This is a genomic window from Klebsiella sp. KP20-425-1 (genome assembly GCF_025813515.1).
GTDB lineage: Bacteria > Pseudomonadota > Gammaproteobacteria > Enterobacterales > Enterobacteriaceae > Klebsiella > Klebsiella pneumoniae.
Genome location: NZ_CP109614.1, coordinates 1,358,427 through 1,384,046 on the forward strand (window position 1 = coordinate 1,358,427; position 25,620 = coordinate 1,384,046).

Sequence of the window (25,620 nt, forward strand, 5' to 3'; positions counted from 1 at the left end):
GCCGAAGCTCGTCGGTTTATTGCGGACGCTCCTTTAGCGGAAAACGGCGACGCACCAGCACAAAGAACAGCGGCACGAAAAAGATCGCCAGCACGGTGGCGGAGATCATCCCGCCCATCACTCCGGTGCCGACCGCATGCTGGCTGCCGGAACCGGCGCCGGTGCTGGTCGCCATCGGCAGCACGCCGAAGATGAACGCCAGCGAGGTCATCAGGATGGGGCGCAGGCGCTGACGGCAAGCCGACAGCGTGGCGCTGAGCAGATCCTGGCCCTTCTCGTTGAGCTCATTGGCGAACTCGACGATCAGAATGGCGTTTTTCGCCGACAGGCCGATCACCGTCAACAGACCCACCTGGAAGTACACGTCATTCTCCAGCCCGCGCATCCAGGTCGCCAGCAGGGCGCCAATCACCCCCAGCGGCACCACCAGCATCACCGAGAACGGCACCGACCAGCTCTCGTACAGCGCCGCCAGGCACAGGAACACCACCAGCAGAGAAATCGCGTACAGGGCCGGCGCCTGAGCGCCAGAGAGGCGTTCCTGGTAGGACATGGCGGTCCATTCGAGGCCAAAGCCGGTGGGTAACTGCGCGGCCAGCTTCTCCATCATGTCCATCGCGGTACCGGTACTGATACCCGGCGCCGCCTCACCGACGATCTCGACCGCTGAGTAGCCATTGTAGCGTTCCAGCCGCGGCGAGCCGGTCTCCCAGCGCGAGGTGGCGAAGGCCGAGAATGGCACCATCGTGCCGCTGCTGTTGCGCACGTACCAAAGATTGATATCGTCAGGCAGCATCCGGTATTTCGCCGCCGCCTGGACGTAGACTTTCTTTACCCGGCCGCGATCCATAAAGTCGTTGACGTAGCTCGACCCCCACGCGGTTTGCAGCGTATCGTTGATGTCGTCAATGGAGACGCCAAGCGCCTGCGCTTTACGCTGATCGATATCGACCTGCAGCTGCGGACTGTCATCGAGCCCGTTATGCCGGACGCGGGTCAACAGCGGATTTTTCCCGGCCAGCTCAAGTAGCGTATCGCGCGCCGCCATCAGCGCATCGTGCCCCTTCCCGGCATGATCCTCCAGCTCCATATCGAAGCCTGCCGAACTGCCGAGGCCGCTGATCGCCGGCGGGCTGCTGGCGATAACCCGCGCTTCGTTAATCTGATTAAACGCTTTGGTGGCGCGTTCAATAATGGCAAAGGAGGTGCCGGTTTGCGGGTCGCGCTGGTCCCAGTCTTTGAGACGAACGAACATACGGGCCACGTTCTGCCCATTGCCGCCGGGGCCGGAGCCAACGGTAGCGAACACCGACTCGACGTTCTGCTTCTCGTTATTGAGGAAGTAATCTTCCGCCTTCTGCACCACCTTCAGCGTCTGCTGCTGGGTGCTGCCGCTCGGCAACTGGACCGAGGTGGTGAACATCCCGCGATCCTCCAGCGGCAGGAACGAGGTCGGCAAATGCAGAAACAGGAACACCATCCCGCCGAGCAGGACGACGTAGATCAGCATCCAGCGCAGCGAGCGGTGCAGTATTTTGCCGACGAAGGTTTCGTAGCGGCTGGCGCTGCGGTTGAAGGTGCGGTTGAACCAGCCGAAGAAGCCTTTTCTTTCATGGGATTCACCTGGCTTAACAGGCTTAAGCAGCGTGGCGCAAAGGGCAGGGGTGAGGATCATGGCCACCAGCACCGAGAGGACCATCGCCGCGACGATAGTGATTGAGAACTGGCGATAGATGGCGCCGGTGGTGCCGCCGAAGAAGGCCATCGGCACGAATACCGCCGACAGCACCATCGCGATCCCCACCAGCGCGCCCTGAATTTGTCCCATCGATTTGCGGGTCGCCTCGCGTGGCGACAGGCCCTCCTCGCTCATGATGCGCTCGACGTTCTCCACCACCACGATGGCGTCATCCACCAGCAGGCCGATCGCCAACACCATCGCGAACATCGTCAGGGTGTTGATGCTGTAGCCACAGGCATACAGCACCGCGAAAGTGCCCATCAGCACCACCGGCACGGCGATGGTCGGGATCAGGGTGGCGCGGAAGTTCTGCAGGAACAGATACATCACGAGGAAGACCAGCAGGATCGCCTCCAGCAGGGTTTTCACCACGTCGGTGATGGAAGCCTTCACGAAGGAGGTGGTCTCGTAGGCGACCTTATATTCCAGACCGTGGGGGAAAAACTGCGCCAGCTCATTGAGGCGATTGATCACGCGCTCCGCGGTGGCCATTTCGTTGGCGCCGGAAGCCAGCTTGATCCCGAGGCCTGAGGCCGGCTGGCGGTTGTAGCGGCTAAGATAGTCGTACTTCTCCGCCCCCATCTCGACGGTGGCGACATCGCCCAGCGTCACCTCTGAACCATCCTGATTGACGCGCAGAGTGATATTGCGGAACTGCTCCGGGGTTTGCAGCAGAGATTGCGAGTTGATGGTGGCGTTCAGCGCTTGCTTATCGACCGAAGGCGTCCCGCCAAGCTGGCCGACGGCAATCTGGGCGTTCTGCGAACTGATGGCGTCGGTAACATCCTTGGTGGTCATCTGGTAGCTGTTGAGCTTCGCCGGGTCGAGCCAGATGCGCATTGAGTATTGCGAACCGTAGGCGTCGATATCCCCCACGCCGTTGACGCGGCTGAGCGGGTCCTGGATGTTACTGGCGACGTAGTCGGCGATATCTTGTTTATCCATACTGCCGTCAGTGGAGACGAAGGCGAGCGTCAGGATATTGGTATCACCGGTCTTGCGCACCGTCACCCCCTGGTTTTGCACCGCCTGCGGCAGCTTACGCATCGCCGACTGTAGCTGGTTCTGAACCTGCTGCACGGCTTCATCCGGGTCGGTACCGGCGGTAAAGCTGAGGGTGATCGTCGCCTGGCCGGTGGCGCTGCTCTGGGAGGACATATACATCAGGTTATCGAGGCCGGTCATATTCTGTTCGATAACCTGAGTGACGGTATTCTCCAGGGTTTGCGCGGAGGCGCCGGGATAGTTGGCGGTGATCCGCACATTCGGCGGGGCGAGGTCGGGATACTGTTCAACCGGCAGCGACAAAATGGCAAGGGTGCCCGTCAGGCATAACAGGATTGCCAGCACCCATGCAAAAATGGGGCGATCGATAAAGAAATTCGCCATCAGAATAAAAACCTCATATGCACATTTTCTTGTTATTGCACAGCCTGTGCCACTTTAGCGCCAGCCTCTCCGACAATCGTGGAGAAATTAAGGAGATAGTGTAATTTATCATGTTGCTTTTGCCGTATCGTAAAGAAACCTCGAGCTTTCCTGCCAGCAGGTAGCGAGTCTGCTTCGTCACCGCAGACCGGCGCATTATCCCTTGCCGGTGTGAAACCTCATTTCATTTAAGTCAAAAAAATTGATCCAAAACGGATTCTCTCCAGAAAAAGTTTATCCTGGGCAATTGGACATTGTTCCGGCGTCATCTTGTCGGGTAATAAATAGGCATGCGCATTGAGGGGTTATTCACCAAGAAGACAAAAGGAAGCCATGAACCACTTTATTTTGAGCGATAGCCGAAAGTGCATCGGCTGCCAGGCCTGCGAAGTGGCCTGCGTGATGGCGCATAACGAGGAGCAACACGTGCTGACCCCGCAGCGCTTTTTGCCACGTATCACCGTGATCAAAGCGGAGGGCCAGCGTAACGCCATCACCTGCCGCCACTGCGAGGACGCCCCCTGCGTCCGCAGTTGTCCCAACGACGCCATCGCCCAGTCCGGCGACAGCGTTCAGGTCCGTCAGGAGAAATGCATTGGCTGTAAATCCTGCATGGTGGCCTGCCCGTTCGGGGTGATGCAGGTGGTGGTGACGCCGCAGGCCGCAGACCTGGTGAAAGCCAGCGCGCACAAGTGCGATCTATGCCAGGGCCGCGAGGCGGGGCCGGCCTGTGTGGAAAACTGTCCCGCGCAGGCGCTGACTCTCGCCGACGATGAGACGTTGATCACCCTGGCGAAGCAGCGGCGACTGCGCTCGGCATGCCAGGAGGTGCAGCCGTGGCAGCGCGCTACGCCGCTCTGCAGCCAGCCCAATGCTGGCGCGAAGGTCAGGCAAATGGCGATGACGCCCCCGCGCGGGGAGCCGGATAAGCTGGCGGCGGAGGTGCGTAAGAGCCACTTTGAGGAGATCTATCAGCCGTTCACCCCGCAGCAGGCGCAGCAGCAGGCCGCCCGCTGTCTCACGTGTGGGGAGCACAGTATTTGCGAATGGACCTGCCCGCTGCATAACCATATCCCGCAGTGGATCGAGCTGGTTAAAGCGGGGAATATCGCCGCCGCGGTCGCGCTTTCCCATCAGACCAACTGCCTGCCGGAGATCACCGGCCGCGTCTGTCCCCAGGACCGGCTGTGTGAAGGCGCCTGCACCCTGCGCGATGAAAGCGGGGCAGTCACCATCGGCAATATTGAGCGCTATATTTCCGACCAGGCGCTGGCCAGCGGCTGGCGTCCGGACCTTTCGCAGGTTAAGCCGAGCGGCAAGCGGGTGGCGATTATCGGCGCCGGGCCTGCCGGGCTGGCCTGCGCCGATATGCTGGTGCGCCACGGCGTCCAGCCGGTGGTCTTCGACCGTCATGCGGAGATTGGCGGTCTGCTGACCTTCGGCATTCCGGCGTTCAAGCTGGATAAATCGCTATTGGCCCGGCGGCGGGCGATCTTCAGCGAGATGGGTATCCGCTTTGAGCTCAATTGCGAGGTGGGGAAAGATATCTCCATGGCGACACTGCTGGCCGATTATGACGCAGTGTTCGTCGGCGCCGGAACCTATCGCTCCATGAAGGCGGGGCTGCCGAACGAAGAGGCCCCCGGGGTCTACGATGCGCTGCCGTTCCTCATCGCCAACACCAAACAGGTGATGGGGCTGGCGGCATCGGCGCAAGAGCCTTATGTCAACACCGCCGGGCTGAACGTGGTGGTGCTGGGCGGCGGCGATACGGCGATGGACTGCGTGCGCACCGCGCTGCGCCACGGTGCCCGCCAGGTGACCTGCGCCTATCGGCGAGATGAAGCCAACATGCCGGGCTCGAAAAAAGAGGTCAAAAACGCCCGCGAAGAGGGGGCGCTCTTTGAGTTTAACGTCCAGCCGGTGACGCTTGAGCTGGACGAGAACGGGCGGGTTAACGGGGTACGCTTTTTGCGCACCGAGCTGGGCGCTCCGGACGCCGGGGGAAGACGCCGTCCGACGCCGATCCCCGGCAGCGAGTTTGTTATGCCGGCAGATGCGGTGATCATGGCCTTTGGCTTCCACCCGCACCGCATGCCCTGGCTGGAAGCGGCGGGGGTGGCGCTGGACAGTCAGGGGCGTATTAAAGCCGGAGTGGAGAGCCGTTACCGTTATCAGACCAGTCAGGAGAAGATCTTTGCCGGCGGCGATGCCGTGCGCGGCGCAGACCTTGTAGTGACGGCGATGGCGGAAGGCCGTCACGCGGCGCAGGGGATCCTGGACTATCTGGCGCGGAAAACGACGCCGCTTCACTGACGACAAACCCGGCTCCGCAGCGTAGTATGAGGGCGTCCTTTTACGCTGTGGGGTCGGTATGTCACTCAATATTCACGTCATTAAAGATAAAATCCTCTCTGAGAACTGGTTCGTACTACGCAACATGACCTATGAGCTGACGCGGGCGGACGGCAGCGTCGTGCGCCACAAGCGCGAGGTCTACGATCGCGGCAATGGCGCCACCGTGCTGCTGTATAACCGCCATAAGCAGACAGTGGTCCTGGTGCGTCAGTTCCGTGTCGCCACCTGGGTCAATGGCAATCATGACGGCATGCTGATTGAAACCTGCGCCGGGCTGCTGGACAACGACGAGCCGGAAGCCTGCATTCGTAAAGAGGCGGTGGAAGAGACCGGCTACGAAGTGGGCGAGGTGAGAAAGCTGTTTGAGCTGTTTATGTCGCCAGGGGGCGTCACCGAGGTAGTGCATTTCTTTATCGCCGAGTACAGCGACGCGCAGCGAACCACCAGCGGCGGCGGGGTGGATGATGAAGCCATCGAGGTGCTGGAGCTGCCTTTTAGCCAGGCGCTGCAGATGGTCGCTGACGGGGAGATCCGCGACGGTAAGGCGGTCATTCTGCTGCAATATCTGCAAACCTCCGGCCTGATGTCGGGGAACTCTGACAAATCCGATTGAGTAACCCGCTGCCGTTGTCCAGGATAGGCGCCGTGGTCGGGTTTATCTGGGGTCGGGCGGTTCATGCTTTTTCGCGTCATCTTTTTCCTTTTTCTGGCGGTGCTGCCTTGCTCGCAGGCATGGTCGGCACCGACGCAGCAGCGCTTCAACGACTGGCTGGTCACCTGTAACAACCAAAATTTCTGCGTCACCCGTAACGTGGGGCTGCATCATGGCCTGGTGATGACCCTCAGCCGCAGCGCTGGGGCAGTCACTGACGCCAGTCTGCGTATCGAGCTGGGCGGCACCGGCAATCCAGTGGCGACGCTCGCGCCGATAGCGCCGCGCCTGCTGCTGGATGGTAAACCGCTGTCCCTGACCGACAAGCGCTGGCACATTGAAGATAAGCTCATTAAAACCGCCGACAGCGTGACGATCGATGCGTTTCTCCAGCAGGTTCAGGAGGGTAAAGCGCTCTCGCTGGCCAATGGCCTGCAGACCATCTCCCTGCAGGGGTTGAAAGCGGCTCTGTTTTTTATCGACGATCGGCAAAAGCGGGTAGGTAGCGAAACGGCCTGGGTCGGCAAAGGGGAAGAGCCGCCGCTCAGCGTACCGCCGGCGCCGGCGCTGCGCGCGGTGGCGAGCGCGGAAACGGCGCAGTCGCCGCTGGGGCGTGAGGAGCTCAACGATCTGATGGACTACGGTAATGAGCGGATGACCAACAGCCACTGCTCCCTCGATCCCTTCCGCCGTGAAATTCGCGTTACTGCGCTGACGGATGACAAAGTGCTGCTGATGACCAGCTGCGAATCCGGCGCCTACAACACCGTCTGGCTGGCCTGGCTGGTCTCCCGCCAGCGCCCCTATGTCGCCCGTCAGGTGCGGCTAACGTTGCCATTCCAGCCGCCGGGCGAGGCGCCGCGTGAGATTGAGCTGATCAACGCCAGCTATGATGACCGCCGCCATGAGCTGGTGACCCTGGATAAAGGCCGCGGGGCCGGCGATTGCGGGATCCAAACCCGCTGGCGTTTTGACGGCCAGCGGTTCAGCCTCTCCCGCTACGCGCAGCAGCCGACGTGCGACAACTGGCAGGGGCCAGATGCCTGGCCCACGCTGTGGATCACCCGTTAAGCACCTGTTCGGCGGTGGCGACGATATGGTCGACCGTAAAGCCAAAGAACGGGAACAACTGCTCTGCCGGGGCGGATTCGCCATAGCCGGTCATGCCGACGATCTTGCCTTTTAAGCCGACATATTTATACCAGTAGTCCGCTATCCCGGCTTCGACCGCCACCCGGGCGCTGACGTCCGACGGCAGCACGGATTCGCGCCAGGCCTCATCCTGGGCGTCAAACACATCAGTGGAAGGGAGCGAGACGACCCGCACATTTACCCCTTTGGCCAACAGTTTTTCCGCGGCCAGGACGGTGATCTCCACTTCCGAGCCGGTGGCGATGAGGATCAGGTCGGGCTTGCCGCCGGCATCCTTAAGCACGTAGCCACCCCGGGCGATATCCTGCACCTGTTCCGGGGTACGCGGCATCTGCGCCAGGTTTTGTCGCGACAGGATCAGCGCCGTCGGCCCGCCCTGTCGCGCGATAGCCGCCTGCCAGGCGACGGCGGTCTCCACCTGGTCGCAGGGGCGCCAGGTGCTGAAGTTGGGCGTCAGCCGCAGACTGGCCAGCTGTTCCACCGCCTGGTGCGTCGGCCCGTCTTCCCCAAGACCGATCGAGTCATGGGTATAGACCATGATCTGCCGGGCCTTCATCAGGGCTGCCATGCGCGCGGCGTTGCGGGCGTACTCCACAAACATCAGGAAGGTCGAGGTATAAGGAATAAAGCCCCCGTGCAGGGCAATGCCGTTGGCCACCGCGGTCATGCCAAACTCGCGCACGCCGTAGTGGATATAATTGCCCGCAGGATCTTCTTTAATCGATGTCGATCCAGACCAGATGGTCAGGTTACTCGGCGCAAGATCCGCAGAACCGCCCAGCAGTTCCGGGAGGTGCGGGCCGTAGGCGTTCAGCGCGTTTTGCGAAGCCTTGCGGCTGGCGATTTTCGCCGGCTCGGCCTGCAGTTTCGCCACGTAGTCGCGGGCGGTCGCGGCAAAGTCTTCCGGCAGGGCGCCATTCATACGTCGGGTTAGCTCAGCGGCCAGCTCCGGGAACTGCTGCTGGTAGGCGGCGAATTTCTCGTTCCAGGCGTGCTCCGCTTTTTCCCCGCGCGGACGCGCATCCCAGCCCGCGTAGATCTCTTTCGGGATCTCGAACGGAGGATATTTCCAGCCAAGCTGCTGGCGGGCCAGCGCTACCTCTTTTTCGCCAAGCGCCGCCCCGTGAGACTCCTCTGAGCCGGCTTTGTTGGGCGAACCGAAGCCGATGATGGTCCGGCAGATAATCAGTGACGGTTTATCTTTCACCGCCTGCGCTTCCGTTATCGCCTGTTTGATAGCCTGCGGATCGTGGCCGTCGATATCGCCTATGACGTGCCAGTGATAGGCGCGGAAGCGTTCCGCCGTATCATCGGAAAACCAGCCTTCGGTTTTGCCGTCGATGGAGATGCCGTTGTGATCGTAAAAACCGATCAGCTTGCCCAGTCCGAGCGTGCCGGCCAGCGAACAGGCCTCATGGGAGATCCCCTCCATCAAACAGCCATCGCCCATGAACACCCAGGTGTGATGGTCAATGATCTCATGGCCGGGGCGATTAAATTGCGCCGCCAGCGTCCGTTCGGCGATGGCCATCCCAACGGCGTTCGCCAGCCCCTGGCCCAGCGGGCCGGTGGTGGTTTCCACCCCAGGGGTATAGCCATGCTCCGGGTGGCCGGGCGTTTTAGAGTGCAGCTGACGGAACTGCTTCAGTTCAGACAGCTGCAGATCGTAGCCGGTCAGGTGCAGCAGACTATAGAGCAGCATCGACGCGTGGCCGTTGGACAAGATGAAACGGTCGCGGTCCACCCAGTCAGGGTTCTGCGGATTGTGCTTGAGAAAATCGTTCCACAGCACTTCGGCAATATCAGCCATCCCCATCGGCGCACCGGGGTGGCCGGAGTTGGCTTTCTGCACGGCGTCCATACTCAGGGCGCGGATGGCGTTGGCAAGCTCTCTTCGGGACATATTTTTCTCCGTGAGACTAAAGTGACAGTTTGGCGGCAAGCAGATCTTCCAGTTTGCGCTGATCGACGGCGAACAGGCGGATCCCCTCCGCTAGCTTTTCGACCGCCATCGGATCCTGATTATGTTCCCAGCGGAACTCCGCTTCACTGAGCGGCACCGGACGCGGCAGGATCTGGCTGGCAGGGATCAGTTTGCGCACCACCGGGGTATCGCTGGCCTGCAGCTCTTTTAATAAAGGCGGGGCGATGGTCAACCGGTCGCAACCGACCAGCGCCAGGATCTGCTCGGTGCGGCGGAAGCTGGCGCCCATCACGATGGTGTTGTATTTATGCTGTTTGAAATAGTCATAGATATTGCGCACCGATTTCACCCCCGGATCTTCCTCCACCACGTAAGGCTCCAGCGGTTTGCGCGCCTGATACCAGTCATAAATACGCCCAACGAACGGGGAGATGAGATAAACCCCGGCCTCGGCGCAGGCCCGGGCCTGGGCGAAGGAAAACAGCAGCGTCAGGTTGCAGTGGATCCCCTCTTTCTCCAGCACCTCCGCGGCGCGGATCCCCTCCCAGGTGGATGCCAGCTTGATCAGGATCCGCGACTTATCAATGCCCATCTCCTGATACAGCGCCACCAGGTGGCGAGCCTTCTCGATACTTTTCTCGCGGTTGAAGGAGAGCCGGGCGTCCACCTCGGTGGAGACCCGCCCGGGAATGCTTTTGAGGATCTCCGCGCCAAAATTGACCGCCAGCTTATCGCAGGCGTGAGCCACCTGCGCTTCGCGGCCGCCACCCTGTTTTTTGGCCCAGGCGATAGCGTCGTCGATGAGGCCGCTATAGGACGCCAGGCCGGCGGCCTTCAGCAGCAGAGAGGGGTTGGTGGTGGCGTCTTCCGGATGGTAGTGGCGGATGGATTCGATGTCTCCGCTGTCGGCGACCACCGTGGTGAACTGCTTGATGCTGTCTAACTGATTCATGGATAAGTCCTCCTGGAACAAGGTGTTACATGAGTGCTTGCCGGTATACGGTATAAACATTGATGAGGTACATAACCAAAAAGCATAGCAGACAGGGCTATTATTGGCGGCGAATCCGGGTAACATAACCGCTATAAATTGATAACAACAAAATCATAACGATGGCCAGAGTTTGGCGGTGTTCAAAGTTTATCGCCCCGCCAGGAGGGATACTGTCTGCCACTGAAAGGTGAACGACAGGATGGTCATCACGCTTTTCCCCTACGAACGATACGTGAAAGAAAGGAATAGAAAATGGATGAGCAGTTAAAACAGAGCGCCCTCGACTTCCACGAATTTCCGGTTCCCGGAAAAATCCAGGTCTCGCCGACCAAACCTCTCGCCACCCAGCGCGATCTGGCGCTGGCCTACTCGCCGGGCGTCGCAGCCCCCTGCCTGGAAATCGAAAAAGATCCGCTGGCCGCCTACAGATACACTGCCCGCGGCAACCTGGTGGCGGTCGTCTCCAACGGCACCGCGGTGCTGGGGCTCGGCAACATCGGCGCGCTGGCCGGTAAGCCGGTAATGGAGGGCAAAGGCGTCCTGTTTAAGAAATTTGCCGGTATCGATGTGTTTGATATCGAAGTCGATGAGCTGGATCCGGACAAATTCATTAACGTCGTTGCCGCCCTCGAACCAACCTTCGGCGGTATCAACCTGGAAGATATTAAAGCGCCGGAGTGTTTCTACATCGAGCAGCAGCTGCGCGAGCGGATGAATATCCCGGTCTTCCATGACGATCAGCACGGCACGGCGATCATCAGCACCGCGGCGATCCTCAACGGTCTGCGCGTCGTCGAGAAGAATCTGTCCGACGTGCGGATGGTGGTCTCCGGCGCGGGCGCGGCGGCGATCGCCTGTATGAATCTGCTGGTGGCGCTGGGGATGCAAAAGCACAACATCGTGGTCTGCGATTCGAAAGGCGTTATCTATAAAGACCGTGAGCCGAACATGGCGGAAACCAAAGCGGCCTATGCGGTGGAAGACGATGGCAAACGCACCCTCGATGACGTGATCGACGGCGCCGACATTTTCCTCGGCTGCTCTGGCCCGAAAGTGCTGACTCAGGAGATGGTGAAGAAGATGGCGCGGGCGCCGCTGATCCTCGCCCTGGCCAACCCGGAGCCGGAAATCCTGCCGCCGCTGGCGAAGCAGGTCCGCGATGACGCCATCATCTGTACCGGCCGCTCCGACTACCCTAACCAGGTCAACAACGTACTTTGCTTCCCGTTCATCTTCCGCGGCGCGCTGGACGTCGGCGCGACGGCGATCAACGAAGAGATGAAGCTGGCGGCGGTGCATGCGATTGCCGAGCTGGCCCATGCCGAGCAGAGCGAAGTGGTGGCCTCCGCCTACGGCGATCAGGATTTAAGCTTTGGTCCGGAGTACATCATTCCGAAACCATTCGACCCGCGGCTGATCGTCAAGATCGCCCCCGCGGTGGCGAAGGCGGCGATGGACTCCGGTGTGGCGACGCGCCCGATCGCTGATTTTGACGCCTATATCGAGAAACTGAGCGAGTTCGTCTATAAAACCAACCTGTTTATGAAGCCTATCTTCTCTCAGGCGCGCAAAGAGCCGAAGCGCGTGGTGCTGGCGGAAGGGGAGGAGACTCGGGTGCTGCACGCCACCCAGGAGCTGGTGTCTCTGGGACTGGCCAAACCGATTCTGGTGGGGCGCCCGAGCGTGATTGAAATGCGCATCCAGAAGCTGGGCCTGCAGATCAAGGCCGGCGTTGACTTTGAGATCGTCAATAATGAATCCGACCCGCGGTTTAAAGAGTACTGGAGCGAGTACTACCAGCTGATGAAGCGCCGCGGCATTACCCAGGAGCAGGCGCAGCGGGCGGTGATTAGCAACACCACGGTGATTGGCGCCATCATGGTGCATCGCGGTGAAGCGGATGCGATGATCTGCGGGACTATTGGCGAGTACCACGATCACTACCGCGTGGTGCAGCCGCTGTTTGGCTATCGCGACGGCGTCAGCACCGCCGGGGCGATGAATGCGCTGCTGCTGCCGAGCGGCAACACCTTTATCGCCGATACCTATGTCAATCACGATCCGTCGCCGGAAGAGCTGGCGGAGATCACCCTGATGGCGGCGGAAAGCGTGCGACGCTTTGGTATTGAACCGCGCGTGGCGTTGCTGTCGCACTCCAACTTTGGCTCTGCCGACTGTCCGTCAGCCAGCAAAATGCGTAAAACCCTGGAGCTGGTGAAGGCCCGCGCCCCGGAGCTGATGATCGATGGCGAAATGCATGGCGACGCCGCGCTGGTGGAAAGCATCCGCAACGATCGCATGCCGGACAGCCCGCTGAAGGGGGCGGCCAATATTCTGGTGATGCCGAATATGGAAGCCGCCCGGATCAGCTATAACCTGCTGCGCGTCTCCAGTTCGGAAGGGGTGACCGTCGGGCCGGTGCTGATGGGGGTGGCGAAGCCGGTGCATATCCTGACGCCGATCGCCTCCGTACGTCGGATCGTTAATATGGTGGCGCTGGCGGTTGTTGAAGCGCAAACCGAACCGCTGTAATTTTCTATTTCCCCCGTTAACGCGCGGATCCGTTTCCGCGCGCAATATCAGGCAGGCCGGTGAGTAAAAAACGTTGAGCCTGCCTTTTTAATTCCACCGCAATATTATTTTCTCTCCTGAGTGATCCACTTCACCTTTTAACCCCACTTGCCGAAATTTGTTATTTGCCGCGCTGAAATGTCGTCACCATGAGGACAGATTTCAGGGGGCAATCAGTCATGGATAAAGAACGCATTATTCAGGAATTCGTACCAGGCAAACAGGTCACGCTGGCGCATCTGATTGCCCACCCGGGAGCGGAGCTGGCGAAAAAGATCGGCGTACCCGAATCCGGCGCGATCGGCATTATGACGCTGACGCCGGGAGAAACAGCGATGATCGCCGGCGATCTGGCGATGAAGGCCGCCGACGTGCACATCGGTTTTCTCGACCGGTTTAGCGGCGCGCTGGTGATCTACGGCTCGGTCGGCGCGGTGGAGGAGGCGCTTCTGCAGACCATCGGCGGATTAGGCCGCTTATTAAATTATACCTTGTGCGAATTAACGAAAAGTTAATTGAGAGCGACCATGAAGCGTATTGCGATTGTCGGCGCCGTCGGTGCAGGAAAAACCACGTTATTTAATGCCCTGCAGGGGAATTATTCCCTCGCCAGAAAAACGCAGGCGCTGGAATTTAACGATCGTGGCGACATCGATACACCCGGGGAATATTTCAGCCATCCGCGCTGGTATCACGCCTTAATTACCACCTTGCAGGATGTGGACACCCTGATTTATGTCCATGCGGCCAATGATACCGAAAGTCGCCTGCCACCCGGGTTGCTGGATATTGGCAGCCGAAAGCACCTTATCGTGGCGATCAGCAAAACGGATCTGCCGGATGCCAACGTCGCCGCGGTGCGGCAGCTGCTGGACGGGATGGGGTTTCAGGCGCCGGTTTTCGCCCTCAACGGTTGCGATCCGCAAAGCGTTGCGCCGCTGGAAAATTACTTGAGTGAGCTCAGCCAAAAGGAGGAAGGGCCAGGTGAAGAAACTCATTACCGCTAACGATATTCGTGCCGCCCACGCGCGCGGCGAACAGGCGATGTCAGTAGTTCTGCGCGCCAGCATTATCACCCCGGAAGCGCGCGAAGTCGCCGAGCTGCTGGGATTCACTATCACCGAAGACGATGGCGCCGCGCCGGCGGCGACAGCGGCGGACAGCGACAAAACGGAAAGCCAGCGGATCCGGGAAACCATCCTGGCGCAGCTGCCGGAAGGCCAGTTTACCGAAAGCCTGGTGGCGCAGCTGATGGAAAAGGTAATGAAGGAGAAGCAGTCCCTGGAGCAGGAGGCGATGCAGCCGGGATTTGACTCCGTGACCGGCAAAGGCGGCATCAAAGTGATCGACGGCAGCAGCGTGAAGTTTGGCCGCTTCGACGGCGCCCAGCCGCACTGCGTTGGCTTAACGGACCTGGTGACTGACCAGGATGGCAGCAGCATGGCGGCCGGATTTATGCAGTGGGAGAACGCCTTCTTCCCGTGGACGCTGAACTACGACGAAATCGATATGGTGCTGGAGGGCGAGCTGCATGTGCGCCATCAGGGGGAAACGCTGGTCGCCAAAGCGGGGGACGTCATGTTCATCCCGAAAGGCTCCAGCATCGAATTCGGTACCCCGTCGACGGTGCGCTTCCTGTACGTCGCCTGGCCGGCAAACTGGCAATCGCTATGAACGATTTCATTACCGAAGCGTGGCTCAGAGCGAATCATACGCTCAGCGAAGGCGGTGAAATCCATCTTCCTGCCGATGCCCGCCTGACGCCCTCGGCGAGGGAACTGCTGGAAAGTCGGCATCTGCGGGTCAAATTTCTCGACCGCCAGGGGCGCCTGTTTGTCGAGGATGACGAACAGACGCCGCAGCCGGTGCATGTCCTGACCAGCAGCGACCATCCGCCCCAGGCCTGCTGCGAGCTTTGTCACCAGCCGGTGGGCAAAAAGCCGGACACCTTAACTCATCTGACGGCCGATACCCTGGTGGCGAAAAACGATCCGCGGCTGGCCTTCCGCGCGGTGCTGGACAGCACCATCGCCCTGACGGTGTGGCTGCAAATTGAACTGGCGGAGCCCTGGCAGCCGTGGCTGACGGATATCCGTTCGCGGCTGGGCAACATCATGCGCGCCGATGCGCTGGAGGAACCGCTGGCGGCGCAGTCGATAGCCGGATTCAGCGAGGCGCAGCTGCATCGTCTGTCCCATCAGCCGCTGCGTTACCTGGGTCACGATCACCTGGTGCCGGAGGCCCGCCATGGGCGCGATGTCGCGCTGCTTAATTTGCTGCGCGGCAAAGTGCGCGAGGCGGAGGTGACCGCGGCGCAGGTGTTTATTACGCCGCAATTTGCGGTCCAGCGTGCCGATATTCTACAGGCGCTCAACCGCCTCTCCAGCGCGGTCTACGTGATGATGATCCTGGGCGTGACGGACGCGCCGCCGGCGCTCAGCCAACTGCAGCAGCTGGGAGGTGAAGATGATCATTGACCAGTGTCGCAAACTGGCGCTGCGCGCCCCCGCCAGGGTGGTGTTCCCGGATGCGCTGGACGTCCGTGTGTTGAAGGCGGCGCATTATCTGCAGCAGCAGGGCCTGGCGCATCCGATCCTCGTCGCCAGCCCCTTCGCGCTGCGGCAGTTCGCCCTTGGCGAACGTCTGCCGCTGACCGGGGTGCAGGTCATCGATCCGCACAGCAACCTGGCGATGCGCAAGGCGTTTGCCGCCGCCTGGCAGGCGCGCGCCGGCGATAAAGCGCCCGCTGACGCGGTCGACAAGCTGGCCGACCCGCTGATGTTCGCCGCGGCGATGGTCAGCGCCGGGCAGGCCGAGGTGTGTATCGCCGGAAATCTCTCGTCAACCGCCAGCGTGCTGCGCGCTGGTCTGCGCCTTATCGGCCTGCAGCCGGGGTGTAAAACGCTCTCTTCGCTGTTTCTGATGCTGCCGCAGTATACCGGACAGCCGCTGGGGTTTGCCGACTGCAGCGTGGTGCCGCAGCCGACCGCGGCGCAGCTGGCGGATATCGCGATTGCCAGCGCCGAGACCTGGCAAGCGATCGCTGGCGAAGCGCCGCGGGTGGCAATGCTGTCCTTCTCGACACACGGCAGCGCCCGGCATCCCTGTGTGGCTAACGTCCAGCAGGCCACGGAGATCGTGCGTCAGCGGGCGCCGCAGCTGATGGTCGATGGCGAGCTGCAGTTTGACGCCGCCTTTGTACCGGACGTCGCTGCGCACAAAGCGCCCGGCAGCCCGCTGCAGGGACGGGCCAATGTGCTGGTCTTCCCGTCGCTGGAGGCGGGCAACATCGGCTACAAAATCGCCCAGCGGCTGGGCGGATATCGCGCCATCGGGCCGCTGATCCAGGGCCTGGCCGCCCCGCTTCACGACCTCTCGCGAGGCTGTAGCGTAGAGGAAATTATCGAACTGGCGCTGGTGGCGTCGGTACCGCGCCAGACGGACGCAAGCCGGATCCCCGACTCGTCCACGCTGGTTGAATGAATGGTCCCCTTCAGGACCCCTTATGAGAGGAAAACACAATGGAAGCATTAGGAATGATTGAAACCCGGGGCCTGGTTGCACTGATTGAGGCCTCCGACGCCATGGTCAAAGCGGCCCGCGTCAAGCTGGTGGGAGTGAAACAGATCGGCGGGGGCCTGGTGACCGCCATGGTGCGCGGCGATGTCGCGGCGTGCAAAGCCGCGACGGATGCCGGGGCGGCGGCGGCTCAGCGTATCGGTGAGCTGGTCTCTGTACATGTCATCCCGCGCCCGCATGGCGATCTGGAAGAGGTCTTCCCGATTAGCTTCAAGGGCGACAGCAACATCTAACGGGGGAGGGGGTGCCGGAAAGTTCTGGCCGGATAAGACGCCAGCGCGTCGCTATCCGGCCATGAAAAGGCATGAATGCCGGATGGCGTTGCGCTTTTCCGGCCTGCACATCACACGCGGAGACGGACATGAAGCTGGCTGTGGTAACCGGATATGTGGTCTGCACCGTACGCCATGAAGGTCTGGCCCACGACAAACTGCTGATGGTGGAGATGCTCAATGCCCGCGGCGAGCCCGACGGGCAATGCGCGGTCGCCATCGACAGCATCGGCGCGGGATGCGGAGAGTGGGTACTGCTGGTCAGCGGCAGCTCGGCGCGACAGGCGCACGCACACGGCGCCTCTCCGGTCGATCTGTGCGTGATTGGTATCGTGGATGAGGCTGCGGCCGATGGTCAGGTGCTCTTCCATAAGTAGGGTGAAAAATCATGAATCAACAGGACATTGAACAGGTAGTGAAAGCGGTACTGCTGAAAATGAAAGACAGCAGCCAGCCTGCCGGCACCGTTCATGATATGGGCGTTTTTGCCTCACTGGATGACGCTGTCGCGGCGGCAACGGTGGCCCAGCAGGGATTAAAGCGGGTGGCGATGCGTCTGCAGGTGATTCAGGCCATTCGTGAGGCGGGTGAAAAGTATGCCCGTGAACTGGCGGAGCTTGCGGTGACGGAGACCGGCATGGGACGCGTTGAAGATAAGTTTGCCAAAAACGTGGCGCAGGCGCGCGGCACGCCGGGCGTGGAGTGTCTGACTCCGCAGGTGCTCACCGGCGATAACGGCCTGACGCTGATTGAAAATGCGCCCTGGGGCGTGGTGGCCTCGGTGACGCCGTCCACCAATCCGGCGGCGACGGTGATCAACAACGCCATTAGCCTGATAGCCGCCGGCAACAGCGTGGTCTTCGCCCCCCATCCGGCGGCGAAAAAGGTCTCGCAAAGGGCAATTACCCTGCTTAACCAGGCGGTAGTGGCCGCCGGCGGCCCGGCCAACCTGCTGGTGACCGTGGCGAACCCGGATATCGACACCGCCCAGCGGCTGTTTAAGTACCCTGGCATCGGCCTGCTGGTGGTGACCGGCGGCGAAGCGGTGGTCGAGGCGGCGCGCAAACATACCAACAAACGCCTGATCGCCGCCGGGGCCGGCAACCCGCCGGTGGTGGTGGATGAGACCGCCGATCTGCCGCGCGCCGCGCAGGCGATCGTCAAAGGCGCCTCGTTTGATAACAACATCATCTGCGCCGACGAGAAGGTGCTGATCGTGGTCGATAGCGTCGCCGACGAACTGATGCGCCTGATGGAAGGCCAGCAGGCGGTGAAACTCACGGCGGCGCAGGCCGAACAGCTCCAGCCGCTGCTGCTGAAAAATATCGACGAGCGCGGCAAAGGCACGGTCAGCCGCGACTGGGTCGGCCGCGACGCGGGCAAAATCGCCGCGGCGATTGGCCTGCAGGTGCCGGCGCAAACCCGTCTGCTGTTCGTGGAAACCCCCGCCAGCCATCCGTTTGCGGTGACTGAACTGATGATGCCGGTGCTGCCGGTGGTGCGGGTGGCGAACGTCGAGGAGGCCATCGCCCTGGCGGTGCAACTGGAAGGCGGCTGCCACCATACGGCGGCGATGCACTCGCGCAATATCGACAACATGAACCAGATGGCGAATGCCATCGACACCAGCATCTTCGTCAAAAACGGGCCGTGCATCGCCGGGCTTGGGCTGGGCGGCGAGGGCTGGACCACCATGACCATCACCACCCCAACCGGGGAAGGGGTAACCAGCGCGCGGACCTTCGTTCGTCTGCGTCGCTGCGTACTGGTGGATGCGTTTCGAATCGTATAAGGGATGAACATGGCGCACGACGAACAACGCTGGCTTTCGCCGAGACTACAAAAAGCCGCTGCCCTGTGTAACCAGGCGCCCGCCGCCAGCGAGTCGCCGCTGTGGCTGGGCATCGATTTGGGCACCTGCGACGTGGTGTCGATGGTGGTTGACCGTGACGGCCAGCCGGTTGCGGTATGCCTTGACTGGGCCGACGTGGTGCGCGACGGCATCGTCTGGGATTTCTTTGGCGCCGTCACCCTCGTGCGCCGACATCTTGCGACTCTCGAGCAGCAGCTGGGCTGCCGCTTCACCCATGCGGCGACCTCGTTTCCGCCCGGTACCGATCCGCGCATTTCGATCAATGTCCTGGAGTCCGCCGGGCTGGAGATCAGTCATGTGCTGGATGAGCCTACCGCGGTGGCCGATCTGCTGCAGCTCGATAACGCCGGGGTGGTGGATATCGGCGGCGGCACCACCGGGATCGCCATCGTTAAACAGGGCAGGGTGACGTATTCGGCGGATGAAGCCACCGGCGGCCACCATATCTCCCTGACTCTGGCCGGGAATCGCGGCATCGGGCTTGAGGAGGCGGAGCAGTACAAGCGCAGCCACGCCGGGGAGATCTGGCCGGTGGTTAAGCCGGTGTACGAGAAGATGGCCGAAATTGTCGCCCGACATATTGCCGGACAAGGGATTGTCGATTTGTGGCTGGCAGGCGGCGCCTGTATGCAGCCGGGCGTGCATGAGCTGTTTCGTCAGCGCTTCCCGGCATTACCGGTGCATTTGCCGCAGCACAGCCTGTTTATGACCCCGCTGGCAATCGCCAACAGCGGGAGGGAAAAAGCGGAGGGGATGTATGCAAGCTGAACTGCAGACGGCGCTGTTCAATGCCTTTGATACGCTGAATCTTCAGCAAATGAAAAGCTTCAACGTTCCGCCGGTGACGCTGCACGGCGTCGGCGCGCTGGCGGCCTGCGGTCCGCAAGCGCAGTCCCGGGGCCTTAGGCATCTGTTTGTCATGGTTGACAGTTTTCTCCATCAGGCGGGAATGACCGCCGGGCTGGAGCGTAGCCTGGCGATGAAAGGGATTGCTATGACTCTCTGGCCCTGTCCCGCCGGCGAACCCTGCGTCACCGATGTCTGCGCCGCCGTCGCCCAGCTGCGGGACGCGCGCTGCGACGGCGTGGTGGCCTTTGGCGGTGGATCGGTACTGGATGCGGCGAAGGCGGTGGCGCTGCTGGTCGCCAATCCTGAGCAGACGCTGGGGGAGATGACGGAGCACAGCGAGTTGCGTCCACGTCTGCCGCTGATCGCGGTGCCGACCACCGCTGGCACCGGGTCTGAAACCACCAATGTAACGGTGATTATCGATGCGGTGAGTGGACGCAAACAGGTGCTGGCGCATGCCTCGCTGATGCCGGATGTGGCGATCCTCGACGCCGCGCTGACCGAGGGCGTCCCGCCGCATATCACGGCAATGACCGGGATTGATGCGCTGACCCACGCCGTCGAGGCCTACAGCGCCCGCCACGCCACGCCGTTTACCGACAGTCTGGCGATGGGGGCGATAGCCATGATCGGCGAGGCGCTGCCGAAAGCGGTGGGCTGCGGTCAGGATCTGGCGGCGCGGGAGAACATGCTGCTGGCTTCCTGCATGGCGGGGATGGCGTTTTCCAGCGCCGGGCTGGGGCTATGCCATGCCATGGCGCATCAGCCGGGGGCGGCGCTGCATATTCCGCACGGTCTGGCCAACGCCATGCTGCTGCCAACGGTGATGGAGTTTAACCGCATGGTGCGCCGGGCGCGCTTCAGCCAGATCAGCCGGGCGTTAACCGGCAAGAAAACCGATGACCGCGAGGCTATCGCCGCCGTGCGCGAGCTGATCGCCGAGGTCGGTCTGACGATGCGGCTGACGGAGGCTGGCGCGACGTCCGCGCACTACGCCGCCTGGGCGCAAGCGGCGCAGGAGGACATCTGTTTGCGCACCAATCCACGCACCGCCAGCCGGGAGCAGATTATCGAGCTGTACGCGGCGGCGCGATAAATGCCGATTTTCCCGGAGGCGTGTGGCTGTGGCTTTCCCGGCTCGTGCTGCGCTTAGCCGGGCTACAGGATCACAGCCGTCTGCTATGCCGTAGCCCGGGTAAGGCGTTCACGCCGCGGCCCGGGAAAGTCGCCTGAGTGCGGCTAATGTCCCGGTATTCACAGTATCTACAAATCATAAATGACAGGGAGTAAGGGCTATGGGAATTAACGAAATCATCATGTACATCATGATGTTCTTTATGCTGATTGCCGCCGTGGACAGGATCCTGTCGCAGTTCGGCGGCTCGGCGCGCTTTCTCGGCAAACTGGGGAAAAGCATTGAGGGATCCGGCGGTCAGTTTGAAGAAGGGTTTATGGCGATGGGCGCGCTGGGCCTGGCGATGGTCGGGATGACCGCCCTGGCGCCAGTGCTGGCTCATCTGCTTGGTCCGGTGATTATTCCGCTGTATGAGATGCTCGGCGCCAACCCGTCGATGTTCGCCGGCACGCTGCTGGCGTGCGACATGGGCGGTTTCTTCCTCGCTAAAGAACTCGCGGGCGGCGACGTGGCGGCCTGGATGTACTCAGGCCTGATCCTCGGCTCTATGATGGGTCCGACCATTGTGTTCTCCATTCCGGTGGCGCTCGGCATTATCGAACCAACCGATCGCCGCTGGCTGGCGCTCGGCGTGCTGGCGGGCATTGTCACCATTCCCATCGGCTGTATCGCCGGCGGTCTGGTGGCGATGTATTCCGGGGTGGAGATCAACGGCCAGCCGGTAGAGTTTACCTTCGCGCTGATCCTGATGAATATGATCCCGGTGATCATCGTCGCCGTGCTGGTGGCGCTGGGGCTGAAGTTTATTCCGGAAAAAATGATCAACGGCTTCCAGATCTTCGCCAAATTCCTCGTGGCGCTGATCACCATCGGCCTGGCGGCGGCGGTGATCAAGTTCCTGCTCGGCTGGGAGCTGATCCCCGGGCTCGATCCGATCTTTATGGCGCCTGGCGACCAGCCCGGCGAAGTGATGCGCGCCATCGAAGTCATTGGCTCTATCTCCTGCGTGCTGCTCGGCGCTTATCCGATGGTGCTCCTGCTGACCCGCTGGTTTGAAAAGCCGCTGATGCGCGTTGGTAATCTGCTAAAAATCAACAATATGGCTGCCGGCGGCATGGTCGCTACCCTGGCGAACAATATTCCGATGTTCGGCATGATGAAGCAGATGGATACCCGCGGAAAAGTGATCAACTGCGCCTTCTCGGTGTCAGCGGCGTTCGCCCTCGGCGACCATCTCGGTTTTGCGGCGGCCAATATGAACGCCATGATCTTTCCGATGATTGTCGGCAAGCTGGTCGGCGGCGTTACCGCGATTGGCGTGGCGATGCTGCTGGTGCCAAAAGATGAAAACGTACCGGCGCCTGCCAACAACGAAGCGGAGGCGCACTCGTGAACACGCGCCAGCTGTTGAGCGTCGGTATTGATATCGGCACCACCACCACGCAGGTGATCTTCTCGCGCCTGGAGCTGGTGAACCGCGCGGCGGTTTCCCAGGTGCCGCGTTATGAATTCATCAAACGCGACATTAGCTGGCAAAGCCCGGTCTTCTTTACGCCGGTTGATAAGCAGGGAGAACTGAAAGAGGCCGAGCTTGAGGCGCTGATTCTGGCTCAGTACCGGGCCGCAGGGATCGCTCCACAAGCGGTGGATTCCGGGGCGATCATCATCACCGGCGAAAGCGCGAAAACCCGCAATGCCCGCCCGGCGGTGATGGCGCTCTCGCAGTCGCTGGGCGATTTTGTCGTCGCCAGCGCCGGGCCGCATCTGGAGTCGGTCATTGCCGGACACGGCGCCGGGGCGCAGACCCTGTCCCGGCAGCGGATGTGCCGGGTGCTCAATATCGATATTGGCGGCGGTACCTCGAACTATGCCCTGTTTGACGCCGGAAACGTCAGCGCCACCGCCTGCCTCAACGTCGGCGGCCGCCTGCTGGAAACCGACGCTCAGGGGCGCGTGGTCCACGCGCACCCGCCGGGGCAGCGGATTGTCGATGCGCTGTTTGGCGCCGGCACTAACGCCCTGGCGCTGACCGCCGGGCAGCTGGCGCAGGTGGCGCGCCGGATGGCGGCGCTGATCGTCGAGGTGATCGACGGCACCCTCTCACCGCTGGCGCAGGGGCTGATGCAAACCGAAGTACTGCCTGCGGGTATTCAGCCGGAGGTGATTACCCTTTCCGGCGGAGTGGGGGAGTGCTACCGCCATCAGCCCGCCGATCCTTTCTGTTTTTCCGATATCGGGCCGCTGCTGGCCACGGCCCTGCACGAGCATCCGCGCCTGCGTGAGATGAACGTGCAGTTCCCGGCGCAAACCGTGCGCGCCACGGTGATTGGCGCCGGGGCGCATACGCTGTCCCTGTCCGGGAGCACCATCTGGCTGGAGGGGGTTCCATTGCCGCTGCGCAATCTGCCGGTGGCTATCCCGCAGGATGCCGCCGATCTGCCGAACGCCTGGCTCCAGGCGCTGACGCAGCTCGATCTGGCTCCCGAGGCGGACGCTTACGTGCTGGCGCTTCCCGCTTCACTTCCGGTGCGCTACGCCACCTTACTGACCGTAATTGACGCCCTGCTGGCGTTTGTCGCCCGCTTTCCCAATCCCCGTCCGCTGCTGCTGGTGGCCGAGCAGGATTTTGGCAAAGCGCTGGGCATGCTGCTGCGGCCACAGCTTCCACACCTTCCGCTGGCGGTCATCGATGAGGTGAGCATCCGGGCGGGAGACTATATCGACATTGGTACGCCTCTTTTTGGCGGATCGGTTGTGCCGGTGACGGTGAAATCACTCGCATTTCCTTCCTGAGGGAACGACTTATGAAACTAAAGACCACATTGTTCGGCAATGTTTATCAGTTTAAGGATGTAAAAGAGGTGCTGGCGAAAGCCAACGAACTGCGTTCGGGGGATGTGCTGGCGGGGGTAGCGGCGGAGAGTTCGCAGCAGCGCGTGGCCGCCAAGCAGGTGCTCTCCGATATGACGGTGGCCGATATCCGTAATAACCCGGTGATCCCGTATGAGGAGGACTGCGTTACGCGCCTGATCCAGGATGACGTGAACGAAACCGCCTATCAGCGGATTAAACACTGGACCATCAGCGACCTGCGGGAATACGTGCTCAACGACGAGGTCACCAGCGACGATATCGCCTTTGTCCGCAAAGGGCTGACCTCCGAGGTGGTGGCTGCGGTGGCCAAGATCTGCTCCAACGCCGATCTGATCTACGGCGGTAAAAAAATGCCGGTGATCAAAAAAGCCAATACCACCATCGGTCTGCCGGGGACCTTTAGCTGCCGCCTGCAGCCGAACGATACCCGCGACGACGTGCAGAGTATTGCCGCGCAAATCTATGAAGGGCTCTCCTTCGGCGCGGGCGACGCGGTGATTGGCGTCAACCCGGTCACTGACGACGTGGAGAACCTGAGCCGGGTGCTGGATACGGTGTACGGGGTGATCGACAAGTTTAACATCCCGACCCAGGGCTGCGTGCTGGCGCACGTCACTACCCAGATTGAAGCCATCCGCCGCGGCGCGCCGGGGGGGCTTATCTTCCAGAGCATCTGCGGCAGTGAAAAAGGGCTTAAAGAGTTCGGCGTCGAGCTGGCGATGCTCGATGAAGCGCGGGCGGTGGGGGCGGAGTTTAACCGCATCGCCGGGGAGAACTGTCTTTACTTTGAAACCGGGCAGGGCTCGGCGCTTTCCGCTGGCGCTAACTTCGGCGCCGACCAGGTGACCATGGAAGCGCGTAACTATGGCCTGGCGCGGCACTACGATCCGTTCCTCGTCAACACCGTGGTGGGCTTTATCGGGCCGGAGTATCTCTATAACGACCGGCAAATCATTCGCGCCGGACTGGAAGACCACTTTATGGGCAAGCTGAGCGGCATCTCAATGGGCTGCGACTGCTGCTATACCAACCATGCCGATGCCGACCAGAACCTCAACGAAAACCTGATGATCCTGCTGGCGACCGCAGGCTGCAACTACATCATGGGCATGCCGCTCGGCGACGACATCATGCTCAACTACCAGACCACCGCCTTCCACGATACCGCGACCGTGCGCCAGCTGCTGGGCCTGCGGCCGTCGCCGGAGTTTGAACGCTGGCTGGAAACGATGGGCATTATGGCAAATGGTCGCCTGACCAAACGGGCGGGCGATCCGTCACTGTTCTTCTGATGACGCGGGGATGACACATCATGGATCAAAAACAGATTGAAGACATTGTACGCAGCGTAATGGCGTCAATGGGACAACCACAGTCGCAGCCGCAGGCCCCCGCAGCGTCGACACCGGCCTGCCATGCCGCCTGCGCCAGCGAAGCGGTGGTGGAAAGCTGCGCGCTGGACCTGGGCTCAGCGGAAGCGAAAGCCTGGATTGGCGTACAACATCCGCACCGCGCCGAAGTACTGACTGAACTGAAACGCAGTACCGCGGCGCGCGTTTGCACCGGCCGCGCCGGCCCGCGTCCGCGCACTCAGGCGCTGCTGCGCTTCCTGGCCGATCACTCGCGCTCGAAAGACACGGTGCTCAAAGAGGTGCCGGAAGCGTGGGTGAAAGCGCAGGGGCTGCTGGAAGTGCGTTCCGAGATTAGCGATAAGAACCTCTACCTGACGCGTCCGGATATGGGCCGTCGCCTCAGTCCGGAAGCGATTGATGCGCTGAAGGCGCAGTGCGTGATGGATCCGGATGTGCAGGTGGTGGTGTCCGATGGCCTGTCGACGGATGCCATCACCGCCAACTACGAAGAGATCCTGCCGCCGCTGCTTGCCGGCCTGAAACAGGCGGGTCTGAAGGTCGGGACGCCGTTCTTCGTGCGCTATGGCCGCGTCAAGATTGAAGATCAGATCGGCGAGATCCTCGGCGCGAAGGTGGTGATCCTGCTGGTTGGCGAGCGCCCGGGGCTCGGCCAGTCGGAGAGCCTCTCCTGCTACGCGGTGTACTCCCCGCGGGTGGCGACCACCGTCGAGGCCGACCGGACCTGTATCTCCAATATCCACCAGGGCGGCACCCCGCCGGTAGAAGCCGCCGCGGTGATCGTGGATTTAGCCAAACGCATGCTGGAGCAGAAAGCCTCCGGCATCAACATGAGCCGTTAAGGAGGC

The 25,620-nt window shown here is 61.5% G+C and carries 21 protein-coding genes; 18 read left to right on the plus strand and 3 right to left on the minus strand.

Going from position 1 to position 25,620, the window contains the following annotated elements:
- Window positions 1-16: 16 nt before the first annotated feature.
- Window positions 17-3,130 (minus strand): multidrug efflux RND transporter permease AcrD, encoded by a 3,114-nt coding sequence (acrD, locus tag OHJ17_RS06700; RefSeq protein ID WP_004185072.1) that lies wholly within the window; start codon window positions 3,128-3,130, stop codon window positions 17-19.
- 372 nt (window positions 3,131-3,502) lie between these two features.
- Between acrD and aegA the strand changes: the two genes are divergently transcribed.
- The 3 genes from aegA to OHJ17_RS06715 all read left to right on the plus strand — a co-directional run bounded on the left by aegA (window position 3,503) and on the right by OHJ17_RS06715 (window position 7,250).
- Window positions 3,503-5,485 (plus strand): formate-dependent uric acid utilization protein AegA, encoded by a 1,983-nt coding sequence (gene aegA / locus OHJ17_RS06705; protein WP_023301184.1) that lies wholly within the window; start codon window positions 3,503-3,505, stop codon window positions 5,483-5,485.
- Window positions 5,486-5,543: 58 nt separating this feature from the next.
- The gene (gene nudK, locus OHJ17_RS06710; protein WP_002913754.1) at window positions 5,544-6,140 is read left to right on the plus strand and encodes a GDP-mannose pyrophosphatase NudK; all 597 of its coding nucleotides are present in this window, start codon (window positions 5,544-5,546) and stop codon (window positions 6,138-6,140) included.
- A gap of 63 nt (window positions 6,141-6,203) precedes the next feature.
- Entirely contained in the window at window positions 6,204-7,250 is a 1,047-nt protein-coding gene (locus OHJ17_RS06715) for a DUF1176 domain-containing protein (protein ID WP_004149270.1), read from the plus strand.
- On the opposite strand, the gene tkt is transcribed toward OHJ17_RS06715, so the two are convergent.
- Both tkt and tal read right to left on the minus strand, forming a co-directional pair.
- The gene (tkt, locus tag OHJ17_RS06720) at window positions 7,240-9,234 is read right to left on the minus strand and encodes a transketolase (protein WP_032421618.1); all 1,995 of its coding nucleotides are present in this window, start codon (window positions 9,232-9,234) and stop codon (window positions 7,240-7,242) included. The genes OHJ17_RS06715 and tkt overlap by 11 nt on opposite strands.
- Before the next feature lie 16 nt (window positions 9,235-9,250).
- A complete protein-coding gene (gene tal / locus OHJ17_RS06725) occupies window positions 9,251-10,207 on the minus strand; it encodes a transaldolase (protein WP_004174884.1) in 957 nt (318 codons plus the stop codon).
- Between the two features lie 294 nt (window positions 10,208-10,501).
- On the opposite strand from tal, the gene maeB reads away from it, so the two are divergent.
- The 15 genes from maeB to eutC all read left to right on the plus strand — a co-directional run bounded on the left by maeB (window position 10,502) and on the right by eutC (window position 25,614).
- On the plus strand, window positions 10,502-12,781 hold the full coding sequence (gene maeB / locus OHJ17_RS06730) for an NADP-dependent oxaloacetate-decarboxylating malate dehydrogenase (protein WP_032421617.1): 2,280 nt from the start codon (window positions 10,502-10,504) through the stop codon (window positions 12,779-12,781).
- A 218-nt stretch (window positions 12,782-12,999) separates the two neighbouring features.
- Window positions 13,000-13,335 (plus strand): ethanolamine utilization microcompartment protein EutS, encoded by a 336-nt coding sequence (gene eutS, locus OHJ17_RS06735; RefSeq protein ID WP_002913729.1) that lies wholly within the window; start codon window positions 13,000-13,002, stop codon window positions 13,333-13,335.
- 12 nt (window positions 13,336-13,347) lie between these two features.
- Window positions 13,348-13,827, plus strand: a complete 480-nt coding sequence (gene eutP, locus OHJ17_RS06740; protein WP_002913727.1) for an ethanolamine utilization acetate kinase EutP — start codon at window positions 13,348-13,350, stop codon at window positions 13,825-13,827.
- On the plus strand, window positions 13,805-14,494 hold the full coding sequence (gene eutQ, locus OHJ17_RS06745; protein WP_002913725.1) for an ethanolamine utilization acetate kinase EutQ: 690 nt from the start codon (window positions 13,805-13,807) through the stop codon (window positions 14,492-14,494). The genes eutP and eutQ overlap by 23 nt, the downstream gene beginning before the upstream one ends.
- Window positions 14,491-15,297: an ethanolamine utilization cob(I)yrinic acid a,c-diamide adenosyltransferase EutT gene (eutT, locus tag OHJ17_RS06750; RefSeq protein WP_002913723.1), complete on the plus strand. Its 807-nt coding sequence runs from the start codon at window positions 14,491-14,493 to the stop codon at window positions 15,295-15,297. The genes eutQ and eutT overlap by 4 nt, the downstream gene beginning before the upstream one ends.
- Window positions 15,287-16,303, plus strand: a complete 1,017-nt coding sequence (gene pta / locus OHJ17_RS06755) for a phosphate acetyltransferase (protein WP_032423569.1) — start codon at window positions 15,287-15,289, stop codon at window positions 16,301-16,303. The genes eutT and pta overlap by 11 nt, the downstream gene beginning before the upstream one ends.
- A 38-nt stretch (window positions 16,304-16,341) precedes the next feature.
- Window positions 16,342-16,632 (plus strand): ethanolamine utilization microcompartment protein EutM, encoded by a 291-nt coding sequence (gene eutM, locus OHJ17_RS06760; RefSeq protein WP_000387720.1) that lies wholly within the window; start codon window positions 16,342-16,344, stop codon window positions 16,630-16,632.
- A 128-nt stretch (window positions 16,633-16,760) separates the two neighbouring features.
- Entirely contained in the window at window positions 16,761-17,048 is a 288-nt protein-coding gene (eutN, locus tag OHJ17_RS06765; protein ID WP_002913719.1) for an ethanolamine utilization microcompartment protein EutN, read from the plus strand.
- A gap of 11 nt (window positions 17,049-17,059) precedes the next feature.
- Complete coding sequence (locus OHJ17_RS06770; protein WP_032433416.1) at window positions 17,060-18,463, plus strand: aldehyde dehydrogenase family protein; 1,404 nt, start codon at window positions 17,060-17,062, stop codon at window positions 18,461-18,463.
- A 9-nt stretch (window positions 18,464-18,472) separates the two neighbouring features.
- The gene (eutJ, locus tag OHJ17_RS06775; protein WP_004180842.1) at window positions 18,473-19,312 is read left to right on the plus strand and encodes an ethanolamine utilization protein EutJ; all 840 of its coding nucleotides are present in this window, start codon (window positions 18,473-18,475) and stop codon (window positions 19,310-19,312) included.
- Entirely contained in the window at window positions 19,302-20,489 is a 1,188-nt protein-coding gene (gene eutG / locus OHJ17_RS06780; RefSeq protein WP_032433414.1) for an ethanolamine utilization ethanol dehydrogenase EutG, read from the plus strand. The genes eutJ and eutG overlap by 11 nt, the downstream gene beginning before the upstream one ends.
- Before the next feature lie 199 nt (window positions 20,490-20,688).
- Window positions 20,689-21,921, plus strand: a complete 1,233-nt coding sequence (eutH, locus tag OHJ17_RS06785) for an ethanolamine utilization protein EutH (protein WP_004149260.1) — start codon at window positions 20,689-20,691, stop codon at window positions 21,919-21,921.
- A complete protein-coding gene (gene eutA / locus OHJ17_RS06790) occupies window positions 21,918-23,321 on the plus strand; it encodes an ethanolamine ammonia-lyase reactivating factor EutA (protein WP_004213212.1) in 1,404 nt (467 codons plus the stop codon). The genes eutH and eutA overlap by 4 nt, the downstream gene beginning before the upstream one ends.
- An 11-nt stretch (window positions 23,322-23,332) precedes the next feature.
- The gene (gene eutB / locus OHJ17_RS06795) at window positions 23,333-24,694 is read left to right on the plus strand and encodes an ethanolamine ammonia-lyase subunit alpha (protein ID WP_004152001.1); all 1,362 of its coding nucleotides are present in this window, start codon (window positions 23,333-23,335) and stop codon (window positions 24,692-24,694) included.
- Between the two features lie 20 nt (window positions 24,695-24,714).
- Window positions 24,715-25,614 carry an ethanolamine ammonia-lyase subunit EutC gene (gene eutC / locus OHJ17_RS06800; RefSeq protein WP_004174901.1) on the plus strand — a complete coding sequence of 300 codons (900 nt, stop codon included), beginning with the start codon at window positions 24,715-24,717 and terminating at the stop codon, window positions 25,612-25,614.
- Window positions 25,615-25,620: the final 6 nt, after the last annotated feature.

Coding starts and splice junctions, on each gene's coding strand:
- eutS (WP_002913729.1), top strand. CDS start 13,000: ATGGATAAAGAACGCATTATTCAGGAATTCGTACCAGGCAAACAGGTC.
- tal (WP_004174884.1), bottom strand. CDS start 10,207: ATGAATCAGTTAGACAGCATCAAGCAGTTCACCACGGTGGTCGCCGAC.
- eutN (WP_002913719.1), top strand. CDS start 16,761: ATGAAGCTGGCTGTGGTAACCGGATATGTGGTCTGCACCGTACGCCAT.
- eutJ (WP_004180842.1), top strand. CDS start 18,473: ATGGCGCACGACGAACAACGCTGGCTTTCGCCGAGACTACAAAAAGCC.
- OHJ17_RS06715 (WP_004149270.1), top strand. CDS start 6,204: ATGCTTTTTCGCGTCATCTTTTTCCTTTTTCTGGCGGTGCTGCCTTGC.
- eutH (WP_004149260.1), top strand. CDS start 20,689: ATGGGAATTAACGAAATCATCATGTACATCATGATGTTCTTTATGCTG.
- aegA (WP_023301184.1), top strand. CDS start 3,503: ATGAACCACTTTATTTTGAGCGATAGCCGAAAGTGCATCGGCTGCCAG.
- eutG (WP_032433414.1), top strand. CDS start 19,302: ATGCAAGCTGAACTGCAGACGGCGCTGTTCAATGCCTTTGATACGCTG.
- eutC (WP_004174901.1), top strand. CDS start 24,715: ATGGATCAAAAACAGATTGAAGACATTGTACGCAGCGTAATGGCGTCA.
- tkt (WP_032421618.1), bottom strand. CDS start 9,234: ATGTCCCGAAGAGAGCTTGCCAACGCCATCCGCGCCCTGAGTATGGAC.
- eutT (WP_002913723.1), top strand. CDS start 14,491: ATGAACGATTTCATTACCGAAGCGTGGCTCAGAGCGAATCATACGCTC.
- OHJ17_RS06770 (WP_032433416.1), top strand. CDS start 17,060: ATGAATCAACAGGACATTGAACAGGTAGTGAAAGCGGTACTGCTGAAA.
- acrD (WP_004185072.1), bottom strand. CDS start 3,130: ATGGCGAATTTCTTTATCGATCGCCCCATTTTTGCATGGGTGCTGGCA.
- nudK (WP_002913754.1), top strand. CDS start 5,544: ATGTCACTCAATATTCACGTCATTAAAGATAAAATCCTCTCTGAGAAC.
- eutM (WP_000387720.1), top strand. CDS start 16,342: ATGGAAGCATTAGGAATGATTGAAACCCGGGGCCTGGTTGCACTGATT.
- eutP (WP_002913727.1), top strand. CDS start 13,348: ATGAAGCGTATTGCGATTGTCGGCGCCGTCGGTGCAGGAAAAACCACG.
- eutB (WP_004152001.1), top strand. CDS start 23,333: ATGAAACTAAAGACCACATTGTTCGGCAATGTTTATCAGTTTAAGGAT.
- maeB (WP_032421617.1), top strand. CDS start 10,502: ATGGATGAGCAGTTAAAACAGAGCGCCCTCGACTTCCACGAATTTCCG.
- pta (WP_032423569.1), top strand. CDS start 15,287: ATGATCATTGACCAGTGTCGCAAACTGGCGCTGCGCGCCCCCGCCAGG.